The 12,223-nt window shown below is 71.6% G+C and carries 11 protein-coding genes and 1 pseudogene; 8 read left to right on the top strand and 4 right to left on the bottom strand.

The window, feature by feature from the left end; translation table 11 throughout:
• Positions 1-44: 44 nt before the first annotated feature.
• Positions 45-1,775 (bottom strand): cytochrome c oxidase subunit I, encoded by a 1,731-nt coding sequence (gene ctaD, locus OGH68_RS01140; RefSeq protein WP_264249840.1) that lies wholly within the window; start codon positions 1,773-1,775, stop codon positions 45-47.
• A 330-nt stretch (positions 1,776-2,105) separates the two neighbouring features.
• Between ctaD and OGH68_RS01135 the strand changes: the two genes are divergently transcribed.
• On the top strand, positions 2,106-2,915 hold the full coding sequence (locus OGH68_RS01135; protein WP_264241363.1) for a hypothetical protein: 810 nt from the start codon (positions 2,106-2,108) through the stop codon (positions 2,913-2,915).
• 169 nt (positions 2,916-3,084) lie between these two features.
• Complete coding sequence (locus OGH68_RS01130) at positions 3,085-3,186, top strand: general stress protein (RefSeq protein ID WP_264241362.1); 102 nt, start codon at positions 3,085-3,087, stop codon at positions 3,184-3,186.
• A 132-nt stretch (positions 3,187-3,318) separates the two neighbouring features.
• On the opposite strand, the gene OGH68_RS01125 is transcribed toward OGH68_RS01130, so the two are convergent.
• Positions 3,319-4,179, bottom strand: coding sequence for a UbiA family prenyltransferase (locus tag OGH68_RS01125; protein WP_264241361.1), 861 nt, complete (start codon positions 4,177-4,179; stop codon positions 3,319-3,321).
• A gap of 62 nt (positions 4,180-4,241) precedes the next feature.
• Between OGH68_RS01125 and OGH68_RS01120 the strand changes: the two genes are divergently transcribed.
• Genes OGH68_RS01120 through OGH68_RS01110 form a run of 3 tightly spaced genes read left to right on the top strand, consistent with a single transcriptional unit; the run spans position 4,242 to position 6,937 of the window.
• Complete coding sequence (locus OGH68_RS01120) at positions 4,242-5,381, top strand: type III polyketide synthase (RefSeq protein ID WP_264249838.1); 1,140 nt, start codon at positions 4,242-4,244, stop codon at positions 5,379-5,381.
• A 9-nt stretch (positions 5,382-5,390) separates the two neighbouring features.
• Positions 5,391-5,909, top strand: a complete 519-nt coding sequence (locus tag OGH68_RS01115; RefSeq protein ID WP_264241360.1) for an isoprenylcysteine carboxyl methyltransferase family protein — start codon at positions 5,391-5,393, stop codon at positions 5,907-5,909.
• The gene (locus OGH68_RS01110; protein ID WP_264241359.1) at positions 5,906-6,937 is read left to right on the top strand and encodes an NAD(P)/FAD-dependent oxidoreductase; all 1,032 of its coding nucleotides are present in this window, start codon (positions 5,906-5,908) and stop codon (positions 6,935-6,937) included. The genes OGH68_RS01115 and OGH68_RS01110 overlap by 4 nt, the downstream gene beginning before the upstream one ends.
• 22 nt (positions 6,938-6,959) lie before the next feature.
• Here the strand turns inward: OGH68_RS01110 and sigJ are convergent, their stop codons facing one another.
• A complete protein-coding gene (gene sigJ, locus OGH68_RS01105; RefSeq protein ID WP_264241358.1) occupies positions 6,960-7,895 on the bottom strand; it encodes an RNA polymerase sigma factor SigJ in 936 nt (311 codons plus the stop codon).
• 360 nt (positions 7,896-8,255) lie between these two features.
• On the opposite strand from sigJ, the gene OGH68_RS01100 reads away from it, so the two are divergent.
• The gene (locus OGH68_RS01100) at positions 8,256-8,729 is read left to right on the top strand and encodes a carboxymuconolactone decarboxylase family protein (RefSeq protein ID WP_264241357.1); all 474 of its coding nucleotides are present in this window, start codon (positions 8,256-8,258) and stop codon (positions 8,727-8,729) included.
• Positions 8,730-8,848: 119 nt separating this feature from the next.
• Here the strand turns inward: OGH68_RS01100 and OGH68_RS01095 are convergent, their stop codons facing one another.
• Entirely contained in the window at positions 8,849-10,261 is a 1,413-nt protein-coding gene (locus tag OGH68_RS01095) for a DEAD/DEAH box helicase (protein WP_264241356.1), read from the bottom strand.
• Positions 10,262-10,922: 661 nt separating this feature from the next.
• Between OGH68_RS01095 and OGH68_RS01090 the strand changes: the two genes are divergently transcribed.
• Both OGH68_RS01090 and OGH68_RS01085 read left to right on the top strand, forming a co-directional pair.
• Positions 10,923-11,054 carry a hypothetical protein gene (locus OGH68_RS01090; protein ID WP_264241355.1) on the top strand — a complete coding sequence of 44 codons (132 nt, stop codon included), beginning with the start codon at positions 10,923-10,925 and terminating at the stop codon, positions 11,052-11,054.
• Positions 11,055-11,260: 206 nt separating this feature from the next.
• A pseudogene (locus tag OGH68_RS01085) lies at positions 11,261-12,073 on the top strand (right-handed parallel beta-helix repeat-containing protein); the annotation flags it as partial.
• Positions 12,074-12,223 lie beyond the last annotated feature (150 nt).

Genomic DNA, 12,223 nt, shown 5'->3' with positions numbered 1-12,223 from the left:
TCCCGCGCGGGCCTGACGCGGTCCAGGAGGGGGCAGCGCCTCCGTCAGTGCTCGTCGTCCTCGCCCGTCAATGGAGCCACCCCCTTGCCGGGCTCGACGACGTCGCGACGGCCGGTGTCCTCGGCTGTGTCCAGTTGTGCGATGTCCGGATGATGCATGTCGAACGCCGGCGACTCGGAGCGGACACGGGGAAGGGTGACGAAGTTGTGCCGCGGCGGCGGACACGAGGTCGCCCACTCCAGCGATCGCCCGTAACCCCATGGGTCGTCGACGTCGATGCGCCGCCCGGTCCTGGCCGTCTTCCATACGTTGTAGAAGAACGGCAGCGTGGACGCTCCCAGCAGGAACGCCCCGATGCTGGAGACGGTGTTGAGGGTGGTGAAGCCGTCCGCGTGGAGGTAGTCGGCATAGCGGCGGGGCATGCCTTCGGCGCCGAGCCAGTGCTGGACGAGGAAGGTCGTGTGGAAACCGACCAGCAGCGTCCAGAAGTGGATCTTGCCCAGGCGCTCGTCGAGCATCGTGCCGGTCATCTTGGGCCACCAGAAGTGGAAGCCGGCGAACATCGCGAACACCACGGTGCCGAAGACGACGTAGTGGAAGTGGGCCACGACGAAGTAGGTGTCGGTGACGTGGAAGTCCAGCGGCGGCGAGGCGAGGATGATGCCGGTCAGGCCGCCGAACAGGAACGTCACCAGAAAGCCGATCGACCACAGCATCGGCGTCTCGAACGACAGCGAGCCCTTCCACATGGTGCCGATCCAGTTGAAGAACTTCACGCCCGTCGGCACGGCGATCAGGAAACTCATGAACGAGAAGAACGGCAGCAGCACCGCGCCGGTCGCGAACATGTGGTGCGCCCACACCGTGACGGACAGCCCCGTGATGGCGAGGGTCGCGCCCACCAGCCCGATGTAGCCGAAGATCGGCTTACGGGAGAAGACCGGGATGATCTCGGTGATGATGCCGAAGAACGGCAGCGCGATGATGTAGACCTCCGGGTGCCCGAAGAACCAGAACAGGTGCTGCCACAGGAGCGCGCCGCCGTGCTCCGGGCTGAACACCTGGGCACCGAAGCGCCGGTCCGCCTCCAGGACCAGAAGCGCGGCCGCCAGCACGGGAAAAGCAAGGATGACCAGCACCGAGGTCAGCAGGATGTTCCAGGTGAAGATCGGCATCCGGAACATCGTCATGCCCGGCATGCGCAGGCCGATGATCGTGGTGATGAAGTTGACCGCGCCGAGGATGGTGCCGAACCCGGACAGCGCCAGCCCCATGATCCACAGGTCTCCTCCCACCTGGGGGGTACGTGTGTCGCCGCTGAGTGGTGTGTAGGCCGTCCAGCCGAAGTCGGCCGCGCCCTGCGGGGTCAGCAGACTGCTGACCACGATGAGTCCTCCGAAGAGGAACAGCCAGAACGACAGCATGTTCAGCCGGGGAAAGGCGACGTCCGGCGCGCCGATCTGCAGCGGCATGACCGCGTTGGCGAAACCCGCGAAGGTCGGGGTGGCGAACAGCAGCAGCATGATCGTGCCGTGCAGCGTGAACATCTGGTTGTACTGCTCGTTCGAGATGATCTGCATACCCGGCCGCGCCAGCTCCGCCCGCAGCAGCAGCGCCATCACGCCGCCCATGACGAAGAACATGAACGACGCGATGAGATACAGATGCCCGATCTTCTTGTGATCGGTGGTCGTCACCCAGGTGACGACCACACTTCCCCACCTGCGGCCTTTCACCGGGACGAGAGTGGGCGGCTCGGTGGTAGATGCGGCCATGCGGATCCCCAGGGAAGCGGTGGGCGGTGTGGAGGCGCGCGCCGGATCCGGGATCCGTGCCACGGCCACACACTACGACCAGGATCCGCTTCTGCCCGGCAGCACGGGCGTTCCCGGGAAAAGGCACACGATACGATGCTGATACCAATGGCAACGCTGATATGACGCACCCTCAGCCGCCGTCGCATCTGGCTGTGGCGGCACTGGGCGCGCCGGGTCCGGCCGAGTGGGCCGGACGGTTCCGGTAGAGGCGGGGGGAACAGTGAGCGAGTGGCAGCGGCGGCCTGCGGCAGCACGGCCGGTCGGCCCCGCCTCCGCGGGCAGGGACACATGACCGTTCTCCGGCACTCCGTGACCGTCCTCGCCGTGGAACCCGGCCGGTTCCACGAGCTCCTGCGGGTGTTCCTGGATTTCGCCGAATCCACCCGGGGCCGCGGAGCGGAGATCCTCCTCGAGAACGGGCAGCCCGTCGCGGACGTGCGGCTCGTCAAGGGTCGCCATCTGCGGCCCGGCGCGCGGTACGAGCTCTCGGAGGCAGGCGCCACGGACCGGGTGGCGCTGCTCGTACGCGAGTGGCGGCGCGACGACGCGATCGTCCTGGAACAGCTGCTGGTCTCGGACGATCTGACGGTGCGGATGTCTCTGCGACTGCGCAGCCCCGACCGCCCGCGGCTGGTGGAGGCCGAAGGGCGGATGCAGGGCCAGGAGGGATCGGGGACGCTGCACCGGGGGTCGGGAAAGGCACGTCTCGATCTGGCCGCGTGGTGGGCGGCGACCGAACTCGCGCCCGGGGCGCCGTCGGTCGCGCGGGCTCCCGCGACGGCACGGCTGAAGCACCGGCTGGGCCAGGCGCGGCTGCATCTGCGGCCGCAGCGGGCGGACGACGGCCGGTGGCACGTGGACGTCGCGCTCACCGTACGCGGTCGGTGGCTCTTGCGGCCGGTCGCCGCGTTCGTCCTGATGGTGGCCGGGTGCCCGGTGCGACTGGGCTTCCGGTCCGCGGTGGAACAGGCGGCCGTCGAATGGAACCGTGCGATCGGCGGCCTGCTGGCGCTCGGTCCGGAGGACCTCCGCGCCGAACTGGCGAGGCAGGCCGCCGAGCGTCCCTCGGACGAGCCGACGGACGCACCCGCCTCCTGAGACCGACCGTTCCGGGAGCGTCCTCGGGGGTGTGTCGGGTCAGGCCTTTGCCGGCAGGGTCGGTGACCAATAGTCAGTAAAACGTCGCGAGAGTCCTGATTGGGGTACCTCGCCTTGGGCGCTCGCGGTGTCGTAAGAGACCACAGCGACCTGAGGGAAAGGAGCGGTCATGGCTGCGTCCAACAACTCCGGGAACTTCGCCAACGATCCGCAGCGTGCGTCGGAGGCGGGCCGGAAGGGCGGCCGTGAGAGCGGCGGCGGACGGCAGTAGACGAAGCCGGCTTCAGCCGTCCCCTCATCCGCGAGGGGGCGCCGGGGCCCTGGCCCGAGTGGCCAGGGCCCCTCGTCGCGCCCGCGGGGGCAGTGCGGGGGCGCGGTCTCGCGTTCGCCGCCGCTGGCCGGGTCAGACGATGTCCGGCCCCCGTAGCAGCAGTTGTGCCACAGCCATGCCCGCCACCGCGATCGCGGCCCGGAACGGCCATCGGCTGCGGAGCCCCCACGGCAGTGCCGTGGCCGAGACGGCCACGGCGCCCGCGACCACCGCGAGCACCAGGCTCGCCGGTCCGGCCGGCCCGGGCGGACCTGCCACGACCACGCCCACGGCCCCCAGCATCACGAGAGGGGTCAGCCACCGGCACGCCGTTCGGCCCAGGCGCTGCGGCAGACCCCGCACACCGGCCGCGAGATCGTCCCTGATGTCGGGAAGCACATTGACGGCGTGCGCCCCCACACCCAGCAGCGCTCCCGCGGTCACCGCCCACCAGACGGGCCAGGACGGCGACGGCAGACCGAGCGTGACGAAGGCCGGCAACGCGCCGAAGGCGACCGCGTAGGGCAGTGGTGAGAGCGCTGTGTGCTTGAGCCACAGGTTGTAGGCCCAGCCGGTCGCCACCGTCCCCAGATGCACCGCCCCCGCGGCGGCGCCGCTCAGCAGCGACAACGGTACGCACAACCACAGGGCCGTCACGGCCGCGACAGCGACCGTCCGCGGCGGCAGTTCTCCCGTCGCCGCGGGCTTGTCGCGACGACCGCAGAGCGTGTCACGCCGCGCGTCGACCGCATCGTTGCACCAGCCCACCGACAGCTGGCCCGCCAGAACCGCCGCCGCCACCTCGGCTGCACCCGCCGGGCCGCGTCCGGCCGTGACGGCCAGCGCGGTCGCGAACCCGGTCACGGCGAGCGCCGGCCCGAGGTGACAGGAGCGCCACAGCGGGGGGACACGGTGTGTCGTGCAGGGAAGGGCGTCGGCGGGGTGTAGAGACACGAAGGAAAGATAATCAGGCATTCGACAACGAGAAGGGCATTACCGGCATGCGTGTTCCTGTGATGGCCGACGATGCCCCTCCCCCGCCCGCCCCGCCGGACCGGACGGCCGCGGCCACCACGATCCTCGCGGTCCGCACCGCACTGCCGCCGCACCGGTACACCCAGGACGACCTCACCGAACTGATCGGCGACCTCTGCCTCGCGCCCGGTGCCGAGCGCGCCCTCCTGCGCCGCCTGCACGCCTCCGCCGGGGTACGCACACGGCATCTCGCGCTGCCGATCGAGCGGTACGCCGCCCTCGGTGACTTCGGGCAGTCCAACGATGCCTGGATGGCGGCCGGACTCGACCTCGCCGAGCAGGCCCTCACAGGCGCCCTCGAAGAAGCGGGGCTCGAACCGCACGACGTCGATCTGCTCGTGTGCACCTCCATCACCGGTATCGCCGCCCCGTCGCTCGACGCCCGGCTGGCCGGACGCGTGGGGCTGCGGCCCGACGTCAAGCGGGTCCCGGTGTTCGGCCTGGGGTGCGTGGCCGGGGCCGCGGGCCTCGCCCGGTTGCACGACTACCTCCGCGGCCACCCCGACGACACCGCCGTGCTGCTCACCGTCGAACTGTGCTCACTGACGCTCCAGCAGCGCGACGACTCCCACGCGAATCTCGTCGCCGGCGCCCTGTTCGGTGACGGCGCGGCAGCAGTCGTCGCACGCGGCCGCCGCACCACCGGCCGCGGACCCGGCAGCGGTGGACCCGGCAGTGGCGGACCCGGGCCGACGGTCGTCGCCACACGCAGCCACCTGTACCCGGACACCGAACAGCTCCTGGGCTGGAACATCGGCGCCAGCGGATTCCGCATCGTGCTCGGTGCCGGTGTTCCCGGCATCGTGCGCGGCCATTTCGGTGCCGGCCTGCGGGACTTCCTGGCCGACCACGGCCTCACCACCGACGACATCGGGACCTGGGTGTGCCATCCAGGAGGACCCAAGGTCCTGTCCGCCGTGACCGACGTCCTCGGTCTGCCCGACAACGCCCTCGCCGCCGCACGGCACTCGCTCGCGACGGTGGGCAACATGTCGTCCGCGTCCGTACTGCACATTCTCCAGAACACCCGAGAGGCCCGTCGGCCCGCTCCCGGCACCTGGGGCCTGCTGCTGGCGATGGGCCCGGGATTCTGCTCCGAACTCGTCCTGCTGCGTTGGTGAGTGATCCGCATGCCCTGGTACACGCTGCTCGTCCTCGCCGTCGCCGCGGAACGCGTCGCCGAACTCGTCGTCGCCCGGCGCAACGCGTCCTGGACCCTCGCCCGCTCCGGCGTGGAGCACGGCCGCGGCCACTACCCGGTCATGGTCGCCCTGCACACCGGCCTGCTGGCCTGCTGTCTGCTCGAGCCCCTGCTCGCTCCCCGGCCGTTCCTGCCCGCGCTGGGATGGCCCATGCTGACCCTGGTCCTCCTGGCCCAGGCCCTGCGCTGGTGGTGCATCACGACCCTCGGGCGGTACTGGAACACCCGCGTCATCGTCGTCCCCGGCACCCGCCTGGTCGACGCGGGCCCCTACCGGTTCCTGCGCCACCCCAACTACGTCGCCGTCGTCATGGAGATCACCGCACTGCCCCTCGTGCACTCGGCGTGGCTGACCGCGGCGGTGTTCACCGCCGCCAATGCGGCGCTGCTCACGGTCCGTGTCCGGTGCGAGAACGCCGCCCTCGCCCAAGTGGCGGTGTCCGCGTGAAGGACGGCCACGACCTGCTCATCGTCGGGGGCGGGCCCGCCGGCCTCGCGACAGCCCTCCACGCGGCCCGCGCCGGATTCGACGCCGTGGTGGCCGAGCCGCGCCGGGAACCCGTCGACAAGGCCTGCGGCGAAGGTCTGATGCCCGGCGCCGTCCGGGCTCTCGCCGCGCTCGGGGTAGAGGTCCCCGGCCATCCGATCGACGGAATCCGCTACGTCCAGGAACCCCGCCGGGCCCAGGCGTACTTCCGGTACGGTCCCGGCCTCGGGGTGCGCCGTACCAGCCTGCACGGCGCCCTGCACGCGGCTGTCCGCGCGGCGGGAGTCCCCGTGGTGCGCCTGCGGGTCGAGGAAGTGCGGCAGGACTCCACCGGCGTGCACGTGCCCGGTACGGGGCTGCGCGCCCGTTGGCTGGTCGCCGCCGACGGCCTCCACTCGCCGCTGCGCCGGTCCCTGGGCCTGGGCGTGCCGACCCGCGGAGCGCCCCGGTACGGGCTGCGCCGCCACTACGCCGTGGCTCCGTGGTCCTCCTGCGTCGAGGTGCACTGGGGCCGGCACGGCGAGGCCTACGTCACCCCCCTCGGGCCGGAACTCGTCGGCATCGCCCTGCTGACCGCACGACGCGTCCCCTTCGACGCCCAACTCGCCGGCTTCCCCGAACTCGCGGCGCGCCTGCCGCCGGAGACCGCCGTCACCACGGTGCGAGGCGCGGGCCCCCTGCGCCAGAAGGCACGCGCCCGCCTTCACGGACGGGTGCTCCTCGTGGGAGACGCCGCCGGCTACGTCGACGCGCTGACCGGCGAGGGGATCTCCCTGGCCCTCACGGGCGCCGAGGCCCTGGTCGGCAACCTGCGCCGCGGTACGCCGGGCCGATACGAGACCGACTGGAACCGGGCGACCCGCAGGCATCGGCTGCTGACGGAGCTCCTGCTGCGGGCCCGGCAGAAGCCGGCGTTCGCACCGCTCATCGTGCCCACGGCCGAACGCCTGCCGCGCGTCTTCACCGCCGCCGTCAACGCCCTGGCGTGAGCGCCCCCGACGGGGAGGCGGATCAGCATGCCGTCCACGGCCGGAGCTTCTCGGGGTTGCGTACGCCCCAGATGCGGCTGATCCGGTCGCCCGTGAAGTCGAACGCGACCACCGTCCCGGTGACGCCGTCCTGCTGGACCACCAGACCGGGCTGACCGTTGACCGTACGCTCGAGAATCGTCAGGCCGGGCGCCTTGTCGGCGAGTTCGACGAAGTACCGCGCGATCCGCTCGCCGCCCCGGACCGGGTGGAGATGCGCACTGACGAGGCCGCCGCCGTCGCCGACCGCCGTGGCGTCGGGGTCGAGGATGCCGACGAGGGCGTCGATGTCCTTGGCTTCCCATGCCCGCTTGAAGTCCCTGACGATGCCTGCGCGCCGGTCCGCCGGAGTCGCGGTGGCCTGCGACTCGCGAAGGCGGCCGCGGGCCGACGAGGCCAGCCGGCGGCATGCCGCCGGGGTCCGGCCGACGATCTCCGCCACTTCCGCGAAGGAGTAGCGGAAGACGTCGTGCAGGATGAACGTGACGCGCTGGGCCGGGGTCATCGATTCGAGCACGACGAGAAAGGCCATGCTGACCGACTCGTCGAGGGTGACACGGTCGGCCGGGTCGGCCGTCGCGCCGCCGGCGGGCCCGTTGGCCCACTCCGTGCGGTCGGGCAGCGGCTCGGGGACCCATTCGCCCACGTAGCGCTCCCGCCGGACCCCTGCCGAGCGGAGCACGTCGAGACAGACGCGACTGGCGACCTTCGTCAGCCAGGCGCCGGGGGACTCGACGGCTTCCCGCTGCTGCGGGGACATGGCGTACCAGCGGGCGTACGTCTCCTGCACGACGTCCTCCGCCTCGGCCAGGGAGCCGAGGAGCCGGTACGCGACGTTGATCAGCTGGCGCCGCTCGCTCGTGATCGCGCTCAGGTCCGGATCGAGCGGGGCGTCTCCCGGCTCGGACGTGCTGGTCATGGTGTCGGACTCCTTCGGTCGCTGCTGCCCACACCTGTCCGACGAGACACCGCACCGGAATGTGAGGCCGGCGCGTCGCCTCGCCGTCCGGGCACGCTGTGCCGTCGTACCGCTGAGCAGACCACGGTTGTGCCACGCACGTCCGGACCCGCTCCGAATCGCGGAACCAGCGCCCGTTTCCCCAGGGGTCACCGACAGGAACCTTCGCGCGGAGATCCAACGGGCCGTCACCATGGCGAACAGCGCTGTACGCGCGCGCCCTGAGCCCGCGAGAGACGCACGTCACATCCGTCCGTGTCACATCGTGCCGAGCCGGCCCGTCAGAAATACGCAGGCACACACAACGGCAAGGAGTTCACCATGGATGCTCGCTTGAACCTCTTCGGCAACCCGGTCGCGGCCAAGTTCCTCGGAAACCTCGTCTCGGGCGGCAGGACGGTCTCGGGTTCGACGCTGCCGGCCGCGACGCAGGAGTTGGTGAAGATCCGCGCCAGCCAGATCAACGGCTGCGGTTTCTGCACGGACATGCACACCAAGGAGGCCGCGGAGGCCGGGGAGACGTCGACACGCCTCCACCTGGTCGCGGCCTGGCGGGAGGCCACGGTGTTCACGGACGCGGAGCGCGCCGCGCTGGAGCTGACCGAGCAGGGCACCCGTATCGCCGACGCGGCCGGTGGCGTCACGGACGAGGCATGGGCGACGGCCGCCAAGCACTACGACGAGAACCAGCTCGCCGCCCTGGTGTCGCTCATCGCCCTCATCAACGCCTTCAACCGCGTGAACGTCATGGTCCAGCAGCCCGCCGGCGACTACCGGCCCGGCCAGTTCGCCTGACGCCCGTAAACGAGGGCTGCTTCGCCGGGACCGGCCGGCCCGCCGCAAGGCCGGCCGACGGGCGGGGCTGACACCGGGCAGGACCGCCGACGGCTCAGGTCGGCGGTCCCGCCCGGCCGTCAGTGGCCCCGGCGGATCCGGGCGGCCTTACGGGCCTCCGCGACACCGCGGGCTTCGGCGGCCCGGCGGGACTCCTTCGGGGCGCGGCCCGGCCGGGTGCCCAGGCCGCGGAAGGGCGCGTTGCCGCCGGCGGCCCTGGTCCCGGCGGGCGGACGCTTCGCTCCGGTGATGCTGGTCAGCTTCTCCTCGCCGGAGCGCACCTGGGTGACCTCCGGCCGGATCCCGGCGTCGGACATCATCCGGTTCACGTCGCGCCGCTGGTCCGGGGTGACAAGAGTGACGACGCGGCCGGACTCGCCCGCGCGAGCCGTGCGGCCGCCCCGGTGAAGGTAGTCCTTGGCCTCGGCTGGCACGTCGACGTTGACGACGAGGTCGAGGCCGTCGACGTGGATTCCGCGTGCGGCGACATCGGTGGCCACCAGCACGGTGATGTCACCGCTCCTGAACTGTGCGAGCGCGTGCGTGCGCTGCGGCTGCGACTTCCCGCTGTGCAGCGCGGCGGCCCGGATCCCGCTGTCGCGCAGCTGCCGGGTGAACCGGTCCACACCGGCCTTGGTGTCCAGGAACATCAGCACCCGTCCGTCGCGGGCGGCGATCTCCGTGGCCGTCGCGTACTTGTCCGCGGGGTGGACGTGCAGCACATGGTGTTCCATCGCGGTGACCGCGCCCGCCGCCCGGTCGACCGTGGCGAGCACCGGGTCGTTCAGGTGGCGCCGGACGAGTTCGTCGACGTCGCGGTCGAGAGTGGCCGAGAAGAGCATCCGCTGCCCCTGGGCGGGCACCTGGTCCAAGAGCTCCGACACCTGCGGCAGGAACCCCATGTCGCACATCTGGTCCGCCTCGTCCAGCACCGTGATGCGCACCTGGTCCAGCTGGCAGTCCCGGCGTGCCACCAGGTCGGTCAGCCGCCCGGGAGTCGCCACGACCACGTCGGCGCCGGACCGCAGCGCGGCAGCCTGCCGCCCGATCGACAGTCCGCCGACGGCCGTCGCCAGCCGCAGCTTCAGCGCCAGGGCGTACGGCTCCAGGACGTCGCTCACCTGCTGCGCCAGTTCCCGCGTGGGTACCAGGACCAGCCCGCGCGGCCGCTTCGGCGCCGCCGGCCGGCCCGCCGTACGGACGAGCAGCGCCAGCCCGAAGGCGAGGGTCTTGCCCGAGCCGGTCCGCGCGCGGCCGAGGACGTCCCGGCCGGCCAGCGCGTCGGGCAGGGTGGCCGCCTGGATCGGGAACGGCTCAGTCACCGCGTGGTCGGTCATCACCCGCACCACTGCCGCCGGCAGCCCCAGCTCGGCGAACGACGCGGCGGGCGGCGAACCGGGGGTCAGCGTCTTCGCCGAGAGTTCGCCCCGCGGCGCCGCGGCCCGTGTCGTGCCGGCACCGGAGTGCCCAGGGGCTGACGGCTTCGTGTTCATGGGGGACCCTTCCCTGGTCTGGCGCCCGGAACGAGCGGGGGCCCGCACCTCCTGGTGCGGGCCCCGGCAAGTCGAAGCGTCCCACCAGGCTACCAGCGCACCGGCCGGGAGCGGCCGCGCCGAGGACGCCCCCGGAGCAGGGGGAGGCGCCCGGTCCGCCTCGGTACCTCAGCCGCGAGCCCCCGGCCCTCGTGCGTACGGCCCCGGTGAGGAGCAGCGCGCGGCTGCCGCGGCACTGCCGGAGGCGCCGGCAGCGGGCGGTGCGGACGTTCGGACGCGTGGCGGTTGCCCGGCGCGCGGGGACCCCACAGGTATGGCAGGCGGGCCCGCCACCGTCGTGCAGGGCCCGTCACCTGCCGACGGAAGGGCCCGGCGATGCGGCGGACCGCCCGACGCAGGCCGCTCAGGACCGCCGCCGGCGTCGTGGTCGCGGCCATCCTTCTGCTGCTGTCGGCCGGTCCGGCCCGGCCGGCGGACCGGGCGGCCCCGGCGGCGTCGAGCTCCGCTGGCGGCCCTGCCCGCAGGAGGCCCAGGCCGGCTTCGAGTGCGCGGTGGCGAACGTGCCGCTGGACCACGCGGACCCCGGTGGCCGCACGATCGAGCTGGGAGTGTCTGGGAGCTGCCGCCGGTCCTCCACGAACGCGAAGCCTGGGTACGGCACTTGCTCGCGCCCGCCCGCCCCGACCTCGCCGCCTATCTCACCGACTCGCTGCAGGAAGGAACCACAGGAGACCGGGTGGGCGCCCGGCAGGGGGCGGGCGTGGCCTGCGACGACTCTCGCGGCAACTCGTGATGTTCACCGGGCCGTTGCCAAAGTCCAGACCTGGTAGAAACCTGTCACCTTGGCAGCGCAAAAGATTGACGGAATTACTCAAAGAATCGCTTGGTTGCCGCTGCTTGCTCGTCAGGTCGCCGTCAACTACCTGACGAGACCCCGTCATCTCCATCCGGCGACGCACCCGGCACGCGCCTCGACGCCCTCCACGAACCGCCGTTCGCGCTAACGTCGGCGTCTGGGTGGGGCGCGACCACTCCAACATCCCCGAACTGTGGAACCCGGGAGACGGCCTCGAGTTCACCGGCATGCGGATCCGCAACACCTACGCCGACGGCATCAACTTCGCCAACGGCACCCGTAACTCGACCGTGTACAACTCGTCCTTCCGCAACACCGGCGACGACGCGCTCGCCGTCTGGGCGAGCCGCTACGTCAAGGACCCGTCGGTCGGCATCGGCCACGACAACCACTTCCGAAACAACACCGTTCAGCTTCCCTGGCGTGCCAACAACATCGCGATCTACGGCGGTCACGGCAACACCATCGAGAACAACATCGTCTCCGACACCATGAACTACCCCGGCATCATGCTCACGACCGATCACGACCCGCTGCCGTTCTCCGGACAGACGCTGATCGCCAACAACGCCCTGCACCGCACCGGCGGCGCGTTCTGGGGCGAGGCCCAGGAGTTCGGCGCCATCACCCTGTTCGAGGCGGGCCAGGACATCCCCGGTGTCGTGATCCGCGACACCGACATCCACGACTCCACCTATGACGGCATCCAGTTCAAGTCGGGCGGCGGCGCGGTGCCCGGCGCACAGATCACCAACGTGACCATCGACAGGTCCAACAACGGATCCGGCATCTTCGCCCACGGCGGTGCCCGCGGCAGAGCGACCCTGACGGACGTGACCATCACCGGCTCGGCCGAGGGCGACATCCTGGTCGAACCCGGATCGCAGTTCGTGATCCACGGCGGTGCGGGTACGGCCACGGTACCGAGAGCACACCGGCAGGCACTGGCCCACTAGGCAGGTCCCAACAGGCCCCAACAGGCGTCAACAGGCCCCGTGGCAGCGGGCACCACCGTCCCGGCTGCCACGCGGCCCGCCCCTGCCCCTCTCCGCCCGGCCCGTCCGGTCACGAAACGGGCGGCACATGCGACCCTGCCTTACATCCGG

The organism is Streptomyces peucetius (genome assembly GCF_025854275.1).
GTDB lineage: Bacteria > Actinomycetota > Actinomycetes > Streptomycetales > Streptomycetaceae > Streptomyces > Streptomyces peucetius_A.
Note: the sequence above shows the minus strand (reverse complement) of the source record. Positions and strands in the feature narration are given on the sequence as shown.